The organism is Pantoea sp. RCC30.1, from assembly GCF_058148845.1.
Window position 1 is genome coordinate 16,820 of the sequence record NZ_JBXUHX010000038.1, and the last position, 17,475, is coordinate 34,294.

Here is a 17,475-nt window from a genome sequence, read left to right on the forward strand (position 1 = left end):
CGGGAAATTATTGCGGCTATTAAAGCAGAAACTGCCGGTAAAAATACATATCCAGCGCAAAAGGACGCTAATCTCTGATAATGTTAAATTATTGTGTATTACTATCCTGACCGCCCGACAGCTGATTGCAACGACCTGGCGGTCATTCTTTTAAAAACAAGGTGAAGGAGACGTATTCATGGCAGGCAACCGCATTGAGAAAGATTCAATGGGCCCCATTGACGTACCGGCAGACAAACTGTGGGGCGCGCAGACGCAGCGCTCACTGGAACACTTCCGTATCTCAACCGAAAAAATGCCGACCGCGCTGGTGCATGCGCTGGCTCTGACCAAACGCGCTGCGGCCAGCGTGAACCGCGATCTGGGACTGCTGCCCGCTGACCGTGCCGATGCGATTGTCAGTGCGGCGGATGAAGTGCTGGCGGATAAACATGCGGATGAATTTCCACTGGCGATCTGGCAGACCGGCTCCGGCACCCAGACGAATATGAACATGAATGAAGTGCTGGCGAACCGCGCGAGTGAAATCCTCGGCGGAGAGCGCGGTATGTCGCGCCTGGTTCATCCCAACGACGATGTGAACAAGAGCCAGAGCTCCAACGATGTCTTCCCGACGGCGATGCACGTTGCCGCGGTAATCGCCCTGCGCGAACAACTGATCCCACAGATTCAGGTGCTTAAGAAGACGCTGAGCCAGAAGTCCGACGCCTTTAAAGATATCGTCAAGATTGGCCGTACTCACCTGCAGGATGCGACGCCGCTGACGCTGGGCCAGGAGATTTCTGGCTGGGTGGCGATGCTGGAGCACAACCTGAAGCATATCGAACAAAGCATCCCGCACGTGGCGGAACTGGCACTTGGCGGAACCGCCGTGGGTACCGGCCTGAACACTCACCCGGAATATGCGGTGCGTGTGGCGAAGGCGCTGGCCGATCTTACCCGGCAGCCGTTTGTTACCGCGCCCAATAAGTTTGAGGCGCTGGCCACCTGTGATGCGCTGGTGCATGCCCATGGTGCACTGAAAGGGCTGGCCGCCTCACTGATGAAAATCGCGAACGACGTGCGCTGGCTCTCTTCCGGTCCGCGCTGTGGCATTGGCGAAATCGCCATTCCTGAAAATGAACCTGGCAGTTCCATCATGCCGGGCAAAGTGAATCCGACACAGTGCGAAGCGATGACTATGCTCTGCTGTCAGGTAATGGGTAATGATGTGGCGATTAACATGGGCGGCGCGTCCGGTAACTTTGAGCTGAATGTGTTCCGTCCGATGGTGATCCATAACTTCCTGCAATCGATTCGCCTGCTGGCGGATGGCATGGACAGTTTTAATCATCATTGTGCGGTTGGCATTGAACCGGTGCGTGAGCGAATCGATCAGTTACTTAACGAATCGCTGATGCTGGTGACAGCGCTGAATACCCATATTGGCTATGACAAAGCGGCAGAAATTGCCAAGAAGGCGCATAAAGAGGGTCTGACACTGAAAGGCTCGGCGCTGAAACTGGGTTATCTCACGGAAGAAGAGTTTGATGCCTGGGTCCGGCCGGAAGAGATGGTCGGCAGTATGAAGTCCTAAGATTATGGATGAGTCAGAGGCCAGCGGATGCTGGCCTTTTTTCATTCAGATGGGGCAATCGACCCACAGATGCAGTCGGGGTATCAGCAGATTCAGCGGTTCAGCGGCGGGTTTATGACGATGCGTTATGTTATCGGCGTCGTAATTGAGCAACTCGCCCAGCACCGGAACCTGAGTGCGATCGCGACAGATCACCAGAATCGGCGAAGGACAGGCCAGCTGGGTCTGCTTTTGTTCATCCGCGCGCCAGACGCGTGCCACCGGCTGGACTTTCACCGGACGCTTGATTTTCAACCGTGCCGAAGCGGGCAGGGCGCGCACGCTTGCCAGCTCCTCCTGCACTTTTTCCGCCCACTGTTCCCGTGACCACGGTGCCTTCGCGCGTCCCGACTTCAGGCTTTTTTCCAGCTGGGCGATCACCTCTTCGCGCTTGAGATTCTTGATAATGTGCTTGTTGGCCCAGCCGAAACGCAGGCTGTCGGGTGCGCTCAGCAGGGTGATCGTGCGATAGGCATTCAGGGTAATCAGCCCGCGTAAATGCTGGTGGACGAACTCAAAACGCGCTTCGCTCGGCAGGCCTGAGTCCACCGTGATCAGCTGCTCCAGCCGGGCTTTCAGCTGATTGATGAGGTCGACCAGCGAGCCGATCTCCGCTTCCCGCTGTGCATCGCATTCGATGCAGAGAGCGCCGGGTAAGCGAACGGCAGCCTTGGTGCTCAGTTGTTCGGACTGATGCTGCATAAACAGACGGCAGTAGTGGTCGAGTGCCATCTTCAACGCGCTCTCGCCGAGATGCTGCTCAACGGAAATCTGAGTGATCGCTTCATGTTCACGGCCTTTCACCACTGGCGGCAGGCTGAAGACGCGGGCGATCAGCAGAGGCTGCGCTTCAATCTGCTGACGCAACTCGCCCAGCGCCAGTTCCAGGTCGTTTACACACTGATGCATATCAGCCACTAAGTCGTAGCGCGTCATGTTGTGCCTCCATAGTTACAACGTCCACAATGTGGCAGAAGCCCGGCGAGGATGCAAGTGGTATATAGTTACAACATACTTTAGTGGTTTCTCTAAAAACGTGCGGTCTGCCTGGCCGTCCAGCGAAAAGGAGCTCACGCATTTTGCCTTATCGCAGAACATGTTATAAAAACGGTTCGCCTGCTAACCAAGAGATCGCCTGTGAATCAGAACAACAAACCCGGTATCGCCGCCATTTTTACCCTGGGCTGGGTGCAGATCCTGTCATGGGGCGGGTCATTCTATCTGATGGCGGTGATGGCGAATCCGATTGCGGCCGAGACGGGCTGGTCACAGCAATGGATTTATGGCGCGCTCTCAACCGGAATTCTGGTGTCGGGCCTGCTGTCACCACTGGCGGGGAGGATTATCGCCCGAACCGGCGGACGCCTGCTGCTGGCGCTGAGCGGAGTCGTGATGGCGGTGGGGCTGGTGATGATGGCGTATAGCGACTCGCTGCCGCTGTTTCTGTTCGCCTGGGTGATTATTGGCATCGGTATGGCAATGGGCCTCTATGATGCGCTGTTTGCCACGCTCGGCACCTGCTATGGCGGTCAGGCGCGTTCCGCGATTACCAGTATTACGCTGATATCGGGCTTCTGCACCACATTGGTCTGGCCGGGCACGGCTTTGTTAATCCACGGATTCGGCTGGCGGGATGCGTCACTGATTATTGCGGCCATGATGGTGGTCTGCGTGCTGCCTGCCTATCTGTTTGCGTTACCCGCGAGTCACACTAAACGGCCAGTTAAACGTATGATCAAGCAGCCTGCCACGGCGGAGATCGAACCCGCGCTGTTCTGGCTCCTGTGCGCCATCTTTACTCTGGCATCCGTGATCATGACGGCGATTTCCGTGCAGCTCATCGCCCTGTTGCAGGCCACAGGCCATACGCTGACTTCGGCGCTGGCGATCAGCGCTGTGCTTGGCCCGTGTCAGGTGGGGGCCCGTATCGTCGATATCGCCTTTAAACGAAGTCATCCTATCCGTACCACCTTTTTCTCTGTCGGGCTGGTGGCGCTGGGCCTGCTGCTGCTGGCTATTTTCCCACAGATGGCGCTGCTGAGCATGGTGCTGTATGGCGCAGGTAATGGCTTACGTGCCATCGTGCGTGGAACTTTGCCGCTGGCGATGGTCAAACCAGAGTCCTACGCAATTGTGGTGGGTAAAATGGCCCGCCCGGCATTAATGGGGCAGGCGCTGACGCCGCTGGTTGGTGGATATGTGTTTGAAAGAATGGGGGCCCCTGCAACGCTGTGGTTGCTTTGCGCCTTAGCAATCTTTAACGTGGTACTGGTTATGGCACTGAAGCAGCGATTACCGGCGACATCAGCTCTTAGCGTATGACAGTGCTGTTACTCCTGTTCCGCAGAGAGGGCCGTTAGCAGGCTGAGCACCTTGTGCTATCGGGCCTCCGCCTTTGGTGAATACGTGCCTTGTCGCTGCCGGTTTGCTTCAAAAAAGCAACAGTGTTTGTTATATTTATTGCTCATTGATTGTTCACTTATGCGGCAATAAAACAATAAGATCCACCGCAACTCAGGATAAAGAAATGCTTGATTATCGCTTCCCGACAGCTTTGCAAATGGTTCTGAGCGTAGCGATGGCGGAGCAAATGGGTAAACGCTCTACCAGCGCGATTCTGGCCTACGGGCTGGAAGCGAATCCCAGTTTCATTCGAAAATTAATGGTCCCGCTGACCCGTGACGGCATTATCGTCTCTACGCTGGGCCGAACCGGTTCGATTCATCTGGGCCGTCCTGCTGCGGAAATTACCCTGCGGGATATCTATGTCTCCGTCATCGAGGACAAAAAGATCTGGGCCGCACGTCCTGATGTCGCGCCGCGCTGTCTGGTCAGTGCCAACCTCTGCTGGTACTTCAAATCGATAGCCGATGAAGCCGAGCAGGCATCGCTGGATGTGCTGGCAAAACGCACCGTGGCAGACGCACTGAACGAGCTGAAGAAACGCGACACCAGTAACTGCACCGCCGTGCCGGAACCTGAACCCGAAGAGATTGATGATCTCTGCAAAAAGAGCCGCTGATGAGCGGCTTTTTTTATGCCTGCTGATCCGTAACGGCCTGCCTCAAAACCGCCATAAGCCAATAACTCATTTTCCTGGGGGCGGTTATCACGCTGAACCTGATGGATCATTTGAAATTCAGCATCCATCACAATATTAATGTTGTTTTCGTTTTCTGAAATGACAGGAGAACATGTTCACTTAAAGTCTACTTTCTGGCTTTTAATGGATGTAAAATTTGAAGGTAAGAGACAATTTAGCCACGCATCTACTGCTCACATGAGGCTTCATTATGGATGATGATATAAAAATCATGATGTCCCCGGTTCAGCTCACCGCTGCTCTCTCGGATCAAACGGTTACTGAAGGTGAATCGCTCAGTAACCGCTTGTACGGTGGGTTGAATCTTGCATTAGGGACACTTGAATTAACCGGAGCAACCGCGCTGTGCATAGCGCCAGATCCATCCGGACTGACAAAAGCGGCATGCGTTGTCGTTGGCGCACACAGTCTGGATAGCATTCATGCAGCGGCTAATCAGGTACTGACAGGCAGAAATACACGTACAGCAACTTTTGAGTTGGCCACAGCGACGGCTAAAAAGCTTGGCGCCGATAATAAGACCGCAATGAATATAGGTTTAACCGTCGATATTTCTGTTCCGATGGCCTTTGCCTTTGCTTCCGGAGCGGCACGTGTCGCCTCTGTACGCTTCGGTAAGTTAAAGCTGGCTGAGCATGAAGCTTTAAAAGGTATTAAGGCTGGCGGACATACTATTGATAAGCATGTAAATATTTCCGAAGCGGATTTGCTCGCGCGTCTTGCACGAAGCCCTAAAACGCCGCTTGCAAGTTCGTTTGTTAATATTGAGCAGGCAGAGCGCTTCATAAGCGCCGGTTTGAAAGCGAACCGCTGGAAGATTATCTATTGGGCTGCAGCCAAAAGCGAAAGCATTCTGGAATTAACCTGGCAATCCCGAACGGTAGTCGGTTATGGTTTCAGGCAAGGTAGTACAACTCGTCTTGAAGCTTATGCTGTCAGCATTGTTTTGCACCGTAAAGTGTTTAACGGCAAACCCTATTATCTTCTGACTTCATATCCTTCTTTCTGAGGCTATCAATGAAAAAAAACTATAAAAATACTGGAACGCTTATTCGGGTTTTTTTTGGTCAGGATTATGATCTTTTTGGGGAAACGGTAGAAGAAATACTGGACAGTTATTTAGAAACTGAGAATCCAAAAACAGCAGCAAAAGTCTGTCAGGAGGCAGAGTATTTACTATCGTTGAATGATCAAGCACTGACAGAGGCGTTTGAGTCCATCAGCCAGGGAGAGTTCTATCCTGAACCCTGGGGGGAAACGGCACGAACTTTTCTGGAAAAGATAAAAAGTCATTTAAGTGCCAGACTTTAACTTCCATGATTAACGGGTCATGCGGTTAATGACTGTGAGTAGAGTTTTTTCCTTTAGTGAATAGTGGATGAGAAGGGAGCGTAAGACGTGACAGAACCAGATTCGCTTCTACTGAAGTTAACTGATATATATGGGGTAAATTTTAAATTATTAATCAATTTATTATTTGGAAAATCCATTCCTGATATCCAGGCAATCAAAACGCTGGACTTAAAAAATGAATAATCATTCAGAACTAGCTAACGTCGCCGGGCAACCCGCCGTGATCACCTATGTCCCTGAACTCAACATGTTCCGTGGGCGCTTTACTGGCCTGTCAGGCTACTGTGATTTTGTCTCTGACAGCGTACAGGGCCTGTACAAAGAGGGCGAGATTTCGCTGCGCGAATACCTGGAAGATTGTGCAGCCTCCGGCATTAATCCCTATGCTGAGCAGGAAAAAATTAAAACCTTTACGCTGCGCTATCCTGAATCGCTGGGAGAGCGCCTGTCTCAGGCTGCCGCGCAAAATGAAACCTCGCTGAATGCGTTTATCATTGAAACGCTCAATGAAAGATTGAAGCAGCGCTAACCTGCAAGGCCGGGTCTGCTGGAATCAGTGAATCACGAATAAAAAAAGGGGCGATCGCATGATCGCCCCTGTTAACCTTTACGGTTTACACCGTCACGGACGATGCATTCCCTGACCGCCGCGTCACCAGCTTGCGCAGGGCGACATAGAATACCGGCGTCAGGAACAGGCCGAACAGCGTCACGCCGAGCATGCCGGAGAAGACCGTAATACCGGTCACACCACGCACTTCTGCACCCGCGCCTTCACCCAGAATCAGTGGGATGGTACCGGCGATAAAGGCGATGGAGGTCATCACAATCGGACGCAGACGCAGGCGACACGCTTCCAGCGCCGCTTCCACAATCCCTTTGCCCTGAATCTCCAGCTCACGGGCGAACTCGACAATAAGAATCGCGTTCTTACAGGCCAGCCCCATCAGCACCACCAGTCCGACCTGCACGAAGACATTGTTGTCCCCGCCGGTCAGCCAGACGCCAAACAGCGCAGAGAGCATGGTCATCGGCACAATCAGGATCACCGCCAGCGGCAGCGTCCAGCTCTCATACAGCGCAGCCAGCACCAGGAACGCCAGCAGGACGGCCATCGGGAAGACAATCAGCGCGGTATTGCCCTGCGTTGATTGCTGATAACTCAGATCGGTCCATTCGATGTTCATGCCGTTCGGCAACAGCTGACCGGACATCGCTTCGAGCTGACTCATCGCCTGCGCCGAGGAAAGCACGCGCGGGTCGGCATCACCAATCAGATCCGCCGCCGGATAGCCGTTATAGCGAATCACCGGGTCGGGACCGTAGGTGGTGGTGATGTTGACCATGCTGCCAATCGGCACCATCTCACCGCGATCGTTTCGGGTGCGCAGGTTAGCAATATCTTCGACGCTGTCGCGGAAATCCCCGTCAGCCTGCGCCATCACCCGCCAGGTGCGGCCGAAACGGTTGAAGTCATTCACATACGACGAGCCAAGATAGGTCTGCAGCGTACTGAACAGCGCGGTCAGCGACACGCCCTGTGCCTTGGCTTTATCCCGGTCAACCTTCACATCAAGCTGCGGAACGTTGGCCTGATAGGAGGAGATAGGGAAGTGCATGCCTGGCGTCTGCATGATGCTGCCCGACAGCGTATTAATCGCCGTCTGCAATGCGCCATAGCCCAGACCGGCACGGTCCTGCACATAGAGTGAATAACCGGAACCCTGACCCAGCCCCAGAATCGGCGGTGGCATAATCGAGAAGCCAAAGCCTTGCTGGATTTGCGAGATCTTCGCATTGATCTCCGCGTTGATCTCTGCCGCCGTATGTTTGCGCTCATTAAAGGGCTTCAGGCCGAAGAACACGGTACCGCTGTTCGGCGTGTTGGTGAACTGCAGCGCATTCAGGCCGGGGAACGCCACCGCATAGGCGACGCCTTCGGTCTGCATACCAATTTCACTCATCCTGCGAATCACTTCATCGGTACGCGCCAGTGACGAGCCTTCCGGCATCTTCACGCCGCCAATCAGATAGAGCTTATCCTGAGTCGGGATAAAGCCGCCCGGCACGGTGTGGAACATAAATCCGGCACCGGCCAGCAGCAGCAGATAGATGCCAAACACCGCGCCGCGGCGACGCAGCGTGCGGCCAACCAGCGACTCATAGCCATGCGCACTGCGCTGGAAGAAGCGGTTAAACGGACGGAACAGCCAGCCAAACAGCGCATCAATAATCCGCGTCAGTCGATCTTTAGGCGCGTTATGATCTTTCAGCAGCATCGCCGCCAGCGCAGGCGAGAGCGTCAGCGAGTTAATGGCCGAGATCACCGTTGAGATGGCGATGGTGGTGGCGAACTGCTTGTAGAACTGCCCGGTAACGCCGGAAAGAAACGCCATCGGCACAAACACGGCGCACAGCACCAGCGCGATGGCGATGATTGGCCCGGAGACCTCTCGCATCGCCTGATGCGCTGCAGCGCGCGGTGACAGACCCATCTCGATGTTACGTTCGACGTTCTCCACCACCACAATGGCGTCATCCACCACGATACCGATCGCCAGCACCAGCCCGAACAGGCTCAGGGTGTTCAACGAGAAGCCGAGCAGATAGAGCACGCTGAAAGTACCGACGATTGAAACCGGCACCGCCAGCAAGGGAATGATCGAGGCGCGCCAGGTCTGCAGGAACAGAATCACGACCAGCACGACCAGGATCACCGCTTCAAGCAGAGTCTGAACCACCGCTTTGATCGAGTCGCGAACAAACACCGTCGGGTCATAAGGCGCGGCCCATTTCACATCGTTGGGGAAGCGGGTTGCCAGCTCATCCATTTTGGCGCGAACCGCATTGGAGAGATCGATAGCGTTGGCGCCAGGTGCCTGGAAGATACCGATACCGACCGCATCTTTGTTATTCAGCTGCGAGCGCAGGGCATAACTGCCTGAACCCATCTCAATTCGCGCCACATCTCGCAGGCGCACCAGCGAACCATCTTCTGAGGTTTTCAGGATGATATCGCCGAATTCCTGCTCGCTCTCCAGTCGTCCCTGCGTGTTGATTGACAGCAGGAAGTCGCTCTGCTTCTTCAGCGGCTCGGCACCCAGTTGACCGGCAGAGACCTGCACGTTCTGCTCCTGCATCGCCGTCACCACGTCAGAGGCGGTCAGGCCACGTGCCGCGACTTTATTGGGATCCAGCCAGACGCGCATCGCATATTCGCCTGCGCCAAAAATCTGGATCTGACCGACGCCCGGCAGGCGGGCAAGCTCATCTTTCACCTTCAGCGTGGCGTAGTTACGCAGGTAGAGCGAATCATAGGTATTGTTCGGTGAGAACATGTGGACGACCAGCGTCAGGGTCGGCGACATTTTCTGGGTTGTCACCCCCAGCCGACGCACATCTTCCGGCAAACGGGCTTCCGCCTGTGCCACGCGGTTCTGCACCTGAACCTGCGCCTGATCGGGATCGGTGCCTGGACGGAAGGTGACGGTAGTCACCAGCACGCCGTCTGAACCAGCCACTGACTTCATGTACATCATGTTCTCGACGCCGTTGATCGCCTCTTCCAGTGGCGTCGCCACGGAATCCGCAATCACTTTTGGGTTAGCGCCTGGATACTCAGCGCGCACCTGTACGCTGGGTGGCACGACATCGGGATATTCACTGATCGGCAGCAGCGGAATGGAAATTACGCCGGTGACAAAAATCAGGATCGACAGCACCGCAGCAAAAATCGGCCGGTCGATAAAAAAGCGGGAAAAGTCCATAGCGGCCTCGAATTATTGAGCGGCTGCCGCACGCATGGCGACCTGCTGAGCAGTGACCGGCATGCCGGGCATAAATACTTTTTGCAGACCGGCGATGATCACCTTGTCGCCGGATTGCAGACCCGACTTAACAATACGCAGGCCATCTATCATCGCGCCGGGCTGGATATCCCGCCGCTGGGCTTTTCCCTCTCCATCCACCACGTAGACATATTTGCGATCCTGGTCGGTTAATACCGCTTTATCATCAATCAGCACCGCCTCGAACTGCGCGCTGCCTGGCAGACGCACGCGGGCAAAGAGGCCAGGCGTGAACTGACGCTGTTGATTGTCGAGCAGGGCGCGCATCCGAATGGTGCCGGTGCTGGCGGTCAGCTGGTTATCCATGAAATCGATTTTGCCCTGATGCGGGAAACCCTGTTCGCCGACCAGCGCAATTTCTACCGGCAGCGCGTGACGCTGCTGACCCTGACGTGCCATCGCCTGATAGTTAAGGAAGGTGTTCTCATCGACATCGAAATAGACATACATCTGCTGCTGCGACACCAGCGTGGTCAGCACACTGGCGCTGTCGCCGGCGGTCACCAGGTTACCCGCGGTGATCTGCGCCCGGCTGGCGCGGCCATCAATCGGCGCGGTGACGCGGGTAAAGTCGAGGTTCAGCTGCGCCATATCTACCGCGGCTTCTGCGGCCAGCACATCCGCCTGCGCCTGACTGGCGGCAGAGCGACGCTGTTCCCACGCCTCCCGGGAAATGGCCTGGGTGCCAATCAGCTTCTCGCTGCGGCCCGATTCGCTGCGGGCCAGACTTGCCTGACTGCGTGCGCGTGCCAGTTCCGCTTTGGCCTGCTCCAGCGCCGCGCGGTAACTCCGGTCATCAATGGTAAACAGCACCTGACCTTTTTTGACTTCATCGCCTTCGCGATAGTTAACAGAGTCGATGTAGCCCGAGACGCGCGGACGCAACTGAACGCTCTGCACCGCTTCAACCCGGCCATTGAAATTGTCCCACTGGCTGACCGGCTTGATCAGCACGGGTGCTGCACTCACTTCAGGCGGTGGTGGCGGGGCGTTTTGCGCCACACCCTTGTCGCAGCCGCTCAGTTGAGTGATGAGCAGTACCATCCCTAAGAGGGTTAAACCCTGACGAACCCGGTTCGTGATCATTGTTGTTATTCCGCGATAGATATAAACAGGCGGCCTGCAGGCCAATATTTGCAACTTTTAAGATTGCAATTAATCGCAGTGAGTGTAGGCTTGCGTGGCTGGCAACTGCAAGAATAACAGATACACTTTATGTGCGGTTTGGGGCAGGGCGATGAAGACCTGAACAAAGCAGTAAAAACCCCACAAAAAGTGCGGCATTTAATGTACTAATAAAACTTGCATTAAATGGCATAGTCAGCCACCCTTTAGTGTAACTGCAACTGATACTAATACTTTTCGCCACGGCGACAGGAGAGACTGGAATGATGAGTGACGCCTTTATTCACGATTTAATCGACTGGATTGATAACAACATCGAAGCACGCCTGGATCTGGATACCGTTTCAGAGCGCGCGGGTTACTCCAAGTGGCACCTCCAGCGCATGTTCAAAGAGCACACCGGCTATCCACTGGGTGAATACATTCGCGTTAAGAAGCTGAAGAAATCAGCCGATCGCCTGACCACGACCGATGAGCCGATTCTCAATGTGGCGATCTCGCTAGGTTTCGACTCTCAGCAATCCTTTAACCGCAGCTTCAAACGTCAGTATGGTGTCGCGCCGGGTGCATGGCGTCGTCACAGCGGGGAATCGCACGCAGCATAACCTCGCCAGGGCCAGCTTGTCTGGCCCGCGCTTTTCTCTGTGCGCAAAACTGGTATCATCTGCGTCCTGTCGTCTCGGATGCCATCATGTCAAAAAAACTCTGGATTGGACTTTTCCTCGTCCTCGCGGCCTGCTTCTACGGCCTGAAACCCTATCTGAACACCGTTTCAGCTCCTGCTCAGGCGGATATCGCCACCCTGACCGATGCCCATACCGTGGCGCGCTGGGTGCTGCAGCATCAGCAATTGCCGGACTACTACCTCACCAAAAGTGATGCGCGTAAGCGTGGCTGGAATCCGGCCAAAGGCAACCTGTGCGAAGTGCTGCCTGGCAAAGCCATCGGTGGCGATCGTTTTACCAACCGTGAAAAACGTCTGCCATCGCGTGCGGGCCGTCAGTGGTATGAAGCGGATGTGAATTATCGCTGTGGTCATCGCGACGCCGACCGCCTTGTCTACTCCTCTGACGGGCTGGTATTTCTCTCCACCGATCACTACCGCAGCTTCAGACAGGTGCCCTGATCATGCTTAATCTGACCTTTGATCTGCGACAGCTCACCACGCGCGCGGCCTTTTATCAGCAGTTTGCTGAACAGAGTGGCTGCCCGCAGAGCTTCGGAAATAATCTGGATGCGTTGTGGGACTGGCTGACGGGCGGAATGGGGCTGCCTGCCACTATCTGGCTGCAGCACTATGCTGCGCATCAGGCCGATTTAGCGCCGGTGCTGGCGCTGCTGGAGGAGGCGGCGCAGTCGCTGGAGGGCGAACTGCGCCTGATTATCGATTAAGCGCGCAGTGGCCTGAGCAGCGCCACCAGCGCTTCGCGGGCCGCCAGCGGCAGATCGCCGCCGCCAGTGTAACCGTTGTTCTCAATGATCACCTGATTCAGACCCACCAGCCAGTCGTAGATATAGTAGGCGGTGTGGTTAGCCGGAGCCGCAGAGAGTTTGGTCAGGCGCTGACCGGCACTGAAGCTGACGCTGGGTGCCGGAGGGCGTGAGAAAATCACCTGACCCCGGTTAACGCGGCTGGCCGGACGTTCGGATTCAGGACGCTGTAAAAAGCCGAGCCAGGCCACAAAATCCCCCAGCACCGTCATCGCGCGCGTCACCTGGCGATCGGCGCGAGATTCATGGCTGACGCTCTGCGTATCCGGCTCATGCAGCGCCTGCTGCAGTTTCTGCGCGATATCGGTGCGGAAACCGGCCGTGATCAACTCCTCAACCAGCCACTCCATCGTCGCCTTATCCACGTTCAGCAACGCCAGCAGGCTGCGGTTTTCCGGCAACTGACGCAGATGATCCAGCCACAGCAGCAGCACCTGACGCGGGAACTGCTGGGCGCTCTGCAGGCTCTGACGCGGCTGAACCGGCGCTTCAGCCGGGCTTTCACTAAACAGGTCAAATTCAAACCCGATGCCGAACTGATTTTCCGGTGCCTGAATAGTGGCCGGTTTGCTGCCCTGCAAGGCCGACTGATTAAGCCACAGCTGGCGCAGCGCTTCACGCGGCGGCTGCAGACGTTCCAGCAGCTCGCCATGCAGGCCGGTGCGATGCTGTAAACACTTCAGCAGCGTGTCGGCGATGTTCTGTTTGCGTGCTGCCTGTTCCGGGCTGGCACCCGCTTCGGTCCAGGGCAGCAGACGCCGCTCCACCACGGTGTGCTGAATCTGCGCCAGCTGAGCCAGCAGCATGTCGCGGCGGGCTTCCGGCTGCATCTCTTCCAGCAACCAGCTCGCCATGCGGTCGACGCCCGCACGATCCAGCGCCAGCATCGATCCCCAGTGCTGACCCGGTTGTCCCATCTGACGCTGCACCGCTTCATCCACATTGACCTGCTGATGGCGGGCATCGAACGGGGTAATCGCCCAGATCAGGCGCGGTTTTTCAGCCGACTCCTGAGCGGGCTGCTGACGCTGCCATTCGCGCAGCGTTTCGCTGGCGAGGTCAGCATCCTGACGATGGCTGGCTGCGGTGCAAACCAGCAGCAGATCAATCGCCTGACGCGCGGCATAAAAGCCGGGCAGCAGGGCGCGTTTCTGTTCCAGCAGCTGCGCTCGCAGCGGATCCTGCTGCTGCAGGCGCTGACGATCTTCCTGAGTCGCCACGTCGGCAGACTGGCCCGGCGCGGGCAGCTCCAGCATATCGGCATCATCATAGAGCGCGGTGCGCGGTGTTGAGCTCAGCGGCACCAGCACTTCCAGCGTCAGCAGCGCCAGTAATCCCAGCGGGACGTTTTGCGCCTTGCCGATGCGGTTACCGTTCAGCGGACAGACTTCGACCAGCTGCTGCTGATCCTGCTCACTGGCTGGCACAATCAGCTGCTCGGCTGGCAGCAATGACGCGTCGGTCAGCAGGCTCAGCGGCGCAAGCACGCGGCTGCTGTTACGCAGCTGGTGACGCAGATGCAGCAGGCTGCGAAGCATCTCATTCAGTTCGGGCTTTCCGGACCACAGCAGCGAAAAGAGCTGCACCCGGTCGTCAACGCTCAGCCACGGGGCCAGTTCAACCGCCTGTGGCCAGAAGTGACGATCCAGCCGCACATCATGGTGCGGACGGCGACGGCTCCAGGACCAGAGCGTGACCAGCGCATCACCTTCCAGACCGGCCAGCGGCGTAGCGAGACGATGACGCTGCAGGCGCTGCAGTGCGCTGTCGATCTGCGTGGTGTCAGGCGTGGTCGCGCCGGCACAGGCGACCATCAGCCGTACGATCTCCGCTTCGCTTAGCAGCGTCAGTTCAACCGGCCATTCGCCTGATAGCGGTTCGCGCTGATGGCAGAAACGGGTTGCGGTAGCAAAATCGAGGTTGCCGGGATTGATATGCTGGAACCAGCTCAGTTGTTTTTCGCCCATGCGGGTCACTAACTGACCCTGGGCATCGGCCACCATCTCGTTCAGCAGCCAGGCTTTGCCCGCCTGTGACTGACCGAACAGCGCCAGCGTCACCGGACGCGCCACCTGCTGCGCCAGTGCCTGAGCCTGCACGCGCGCCTGACGCAGTTGCAGCGTCAGGGTTTCGGCTTCCAGTGCCAGACGCGGCGACTGCTCGCGTGTGGTTTCAATCCACGTCAGGCTGTTATTCAGTGCGTCCTGCAACAGGCTAAGACGTTTTGCCAGCGTTTGTGGCTGACGGGGTTTCAAAGCTTTCATCGTTTACACACGCTCCCGCTGTCAATCCAGTATTGCGCATTGGCATTGCCGGTTGCCGACAGGGTATTCAGCTTAAGACTTAACTGCTCCAGTGGCACGCGGGTGCCATCATCCAGACGCGCATCGCTTAGCACCAGGGTTTCCGGGCCGGAGGCATCAGGGCCCGCTTTTACCGCCAGGCGGATGCGCAGCACGCTCTCACCGGCCACTTTGCGTGCCAGCGTGGCGTCGTTCAGCGTCAGGCTATAGAGCGGCGAGGCGGGCCAGCGTTCGTTATCGAGCTGACGGAAGCCGAGACAGACGTTGCCGCGAATACGGAAACTGCCTTTTTTATCCAGCACATAGCCGGAATTGTCGAGATCAATTTCGCTGTAGCAGAGGTTCTCGTCCGTCAGCGCCTGGTTTTCATCGAGCACGCCAAGGTAGCGAATCGTCGAGTAAGGTTCAAAATCGCCCGCGCGGAACCAGAAGCTGCTGAGACGAAGATCCAACGCCAGCAGGCAGAGCATCGCGCCGACCGCCGCCGTGGATTTCGGGTTGTCGATGCGGCCATGCTTGTTAAACGGATACCAGTCGCTGGTGTGATAGCCTTCCAGCGACAGAATCCGGCTGCCCGGCAGCGGTTGCAAGTGGCGCACCAGCGCCTGAATGCCAGGGAAGCGCGATGGACGACCGGTCAGCAGCAGCACGTCGCACTGATAGAGCGACACCACTTCACACATTGAGCGCAGCGCCGGAATAATGGCCATCCGGTGCTGCATAAATTCGCCATGCAACTGGGCCAGACTGACCACCAGCGGCACCTGCAGCAGGTCAAAGCGGCTATTACCACCCAGTTCACGCTGAATTTCGCCGTTAACAAACGCCAGCACCGCCTCGCCTGGCGGCTGATCGACCAGTTCGCCAAACAGGGCATTGATTTCTGCGTGGCTCTCCAGCGGATCCCAGTTTTCGTAACGCTCCAGCACCGCCTGCGCCAGCGGAATAAACAGCTGTAGGGTGACCTGCTGACGCAGTGTCGCCTGACCGTCCATGCGGCTGTCGTGACCAAACAGCTTGTTCATCAGCGGTTCTGCCAGCGTCAGACCCGCTTTCTGCAGATGCTGCTGCAGCGCCGGTAAAATCCACAGCTGAATCACATCCAGCAGGATATCGTCGCCTGCCACTTTAAAGCCTTCGCGGAACAGCAGGCGCGGGGTGATTTTGACGTTGTTGCCCTGACCATCGTCCAGACGATACTGGGTGATGGCGAGGTCGGTCGTGCCGCCGCCGATATCAATCGAAGCGATACGCAGGCTCTTGCCTGGCAGTTCGTCGGCATCGCGCGGGCGATCCGGACGGGCCATGCTGCTGAAAAAGTCTTCGGCGCGACCGGCAAAGTTGACCTGGGTTTCATTGAACAACCAGACCATCTGACCACAGGTCGCTTCATCCCACTCCATCTGCACATCCGGCAACGGTTTAGGGTTCTGACGCGGCAGCGAAGGTGACGGATCCTCTTCGTCCGCCAGCCAGCCTTCCGCTTTCCAGACCAGCGCCAGCGCTTCCTGCATCCGGCGGCGGAAAATCTCACGCTCCGGTTTCGGCATCGCTGACGGCAGCGTCAGGATCACATGGCGCAGCTGACGCGGCGCGTGACTCTGCGGCATCCGCTGACGCTGTGCCGCACTGTTCATCTGCATCAGCGCCTGAGCCAGCAGCTCACACAGCATAAAGGTCATCAGCGAACTGCGGCTGTAGTGCGGTGAAAAGACCGGCAGACGATCGTCGGGTGCCAGCGTAGAGAGCGGCTGGCCTTCGTCGTTCAGCAGGGTGGTAAAGGGCGCGGCATAGGCCAGCGGTTCAGCCTGATCGCCGGGGGTATTAAAACGCCAGCCTGGCTGATAGCGCGCTTCATCCCACAAGTAACGGCGTGGGCTGGAGAGGCCGGTGCTGCCTTCCAGTCCCACACGCTGCAGTGCCAGACGGCTCGCTTCGCGTCCGACGCGCGTCAGAGACGGCCACATAAAGGCCTGCTCACGACCGCTTTCCAGTGAGAAGTTCGCTTTACCAAAACGGGTCTCGGCAAATTCCAGGCGGCTGTCAAACAGCTCGTTGTAAACCTGATGCGGCTCAGAGAGATCGCGCAACTGCAGCTCATAGGTCTGCTTCAGGCCGTTGCTCTCTTCCGGATGATCTTCCACCAGAACGCCGCAGGTATGGGAGTTGCCGACATCCAGAATGATATCGACGTTGACCGCTGGGGTCTGCAGCGTGGCAGCCTGAATGTGGATTTCGCTGAGGTCGAGTTGTTCGCCCAGAAGTTCCAGCAGATTGAGGTAGTGCGCCTGATACTCAAACTCGCGCAGCGCCTGATTAATCGCCTGTTCGCGGCGATCGGAAACGCGGTCGGTAAAGGATTCGCGCAGCCAGCCATCGACCCAGGTCAGGTCAAGAAACTCACCCAGCTCGTAGTTGTGCCAGGCAAGCGCAAAGGTCACGCCATTCTGCGCATCAGCGGCGCTCAGGCCGAGCTGTTCGCCGCCATCCTGTTCCGCCACGCAGCGGGTATCGAAGGCCAGGCTGACGCGATGAGTATTGCCCGCCGCATCGGGCGTGGGCAGGGCAACCAGACGCATGCGCGCCCAGTTTTCAGGGCCGCCGATAAAACGACGTCCGCTGGCGCAGCGCAGCATC

The 17,475-nt window shown here is 56.9% G+C and carries 14 protein-coding genes; 9 read left to right on the forward strand and 5 right to left on the reverse strand.

The window, feature by feature from the left end; genetic code table 11:
• Positions 1-178: 178 nt before the first annotated feature.
• On the forward strand, positions 179-1,576 hold the full coding sequence (gene fumC, locus AC2LB6_RS21755; RefSeq protein ID WP_490095099.1) for a class II fumarate hydratase: 1,398 nt from the start codon (positions 179-181) through the stop codon (positions 1,574-1,576).
• A gap of 45 nt (positions 1,577-1,621) precedes the next feature.
• Here the strand turns inward: fumC and tus are convergent, their stop codons facing one another.
• A complete protein-coding gene (tus, locus tag AC2LB6_RS21760) occupies positions 1,622-2,551 on the reverse strand; it encodes a DNA replication terminus site-binding protein (RefSeq protein ID WP_490095100.1) in 930 nt (309 codons plus the stop codon).
• Positions 2,552-2,752: 201 nt separating this feature from the next.
• Between tus and AC2LB6_RS21765 the strand changes: the two genes are divergently transcribed.
• The 5 genes from AC2LB6_RS21765 (at position 2,753) to AC2LB6_RS21785 (ending at position 6,600) form a co-directional block, all read left to right on the forward strand.
• Positions 2,753-3,937: an MFS transporter gene (locus AC2LB6_RS21765; protein ID WP_490095101.1), complete on the forward strand. Its 1,185-nt coding sequence runs from the start codon at positions 2,753-2,755 to the stop codon at positions 3,935-3,937.
• Between the two features lie 205 nt (positions 3,938-4,142).
• The gene (locus tag AC2LB6_RS21770; RefSeq protein WP_010245324.1) at positions 4,143-4,637 is read left to right on the forward strand and encodes an RrF2 family transcriptional regulator; all 495 of its coding nucleotides are present in this window, start codon (positions 4,143-4,145) and stop codon (positions 4,635-4,637) included.
• A gap of 271 nt (positions 4,638-4,908) precedes the next feature.
• Positions 4,909-5,727, forward strand: a complete 819-nt coding sequence (locus AC2LB6_RS21775; protein WP_490095102.1) for an RNase A-like domain-containing protein — start codon at positions 4,909-4,911, stop codon at positions 5,725-5,727.
• An 8-nt stretch (positions 5,728-5,735) separates the two neighbouring features.
• The gene (locus AC2LB6_RS21780; RefSeq protein WP_490095103.1) at positions 5,736-6,029 is read left to right on the forward strand and encodes a contact-dependent growth inhibition system immunity protein; all 294 of its coding nucleotides are present in this window, start codon (positions 5,736-5,738) and stop codon (positions 6,027-6,029) included.
• A 217-nt stretch (positions 6,030-6,246) separates the two neighbouring features.
• Positions 6,247-6,600 (forward strand): type II toxin-antitoxin system HicB family antitoxin, encoded by a 354-nt coding sequence (locus AC2LB6_RS21785; RefSeq protein ID WP_490095104.1) that lies wholly within the window; start codon positions 6,247-6,249, stop codon positions 6,598-6,600.
• Between the two features lie 85 nt (positions 6,601-6,685).
• Here AC2LB6_RS21785 and oqxB read toward each other — a convergent pair whose 3' ends face one another.
• Entirely contained in the window at positions 6,686-9,838 is a 3,153-nt protein-coding gene (oqxB, locus tag AC2LB6_RS21790; RefSeq protein ID WP_490095105.1) for a multidrug efflux RND transporter permease subunit OqxB, read from the reverse strand.
• Between the two features lie 12 nt (positions 9,839-9,850).
• Positions 9,851-11,005, reverse strand: a complete 1,155-nt coding sequence (locus tag AC2LB6_RS21795; protein ID WP_090961279.1) for an efflux RND transporter periplasmic adaptor subunit — start codon at positions 11,003-11,005, stop codon at positions 9,851-9,853.
• Positions 11,006-11,307: 302 nt separating this feature from the next.
• Between AC2LB6_RS21795 and AC2LB6_RS21800 the strand changes: the two genes are divergently transcribed.
• From AC2LB6_RS21800 to AC2LB6_RS21810, 3 genes are all read left to right on the forward strand, one after another.
• On the forward strand, positions 11,308-11,649 hold the full coding sequence (locus AC2LB6_RS21800; RefSeq protein WP_003853463.1) for a helix-turn-helix domain-containing protein: 342 nt from the start codon (positions 11,308-11,310) through the stop codon (positions 11,647-11,649).
• An 86-nt stretch (positions 11,650-11,735) separates the two neighbouring features.
• The gene (locus AC2LB6_RS21805; protein WP_090961275.1) at positions 11,736-12,170 is read left to right on the forward strand and encodes a ribonuclease domain-containing protein; all 435 of its coding nucleotides are present in this window, start codon (positions 11,736-11,738) and stop codon (positions 12,168-12,170) included.
• A gap of 2 nt (positions 12,171-12,172) precedes the next feature.
• Positions 12,173-12,436, forward strand: a complete 264-nt coding sequence (locus AC2LB6_RS21810) for a barstar family protein (protein ID WP_490095106.1) — start codon at positions 12,173-12,175, stop codon at positions 12,434-12,436.
• Here AC2LB6_RS21810 and AC2LB6_RS21815 read toward each other — a convergent pair.
• Positions 12,433-14,799, reverse strand: coding sequence for a virulence factor SrfC family protein (locus AC2LB6_RS21815; protein ID WP_490095107.1), 2,367 nt, complete (start codon positions 14,797-14,799; stop codon positions 12,433-12,435). The genes AC2LB6_RS21810 and AC2LB6_RS21815 overlap by 4 nt on opposite strands.
• A partial coding sequence (locus tag AC2LB6_RS21820) for a virulence factor SrfB (protein WP_490095108.1) occupies positions 14,796-17,475 on the reverse strand: 2,680 nt, incomplete at its 5' end. The genes AC2LB6_RS21815 and AC2LB6_RS21820, both read right to left, overlap by 4 nt.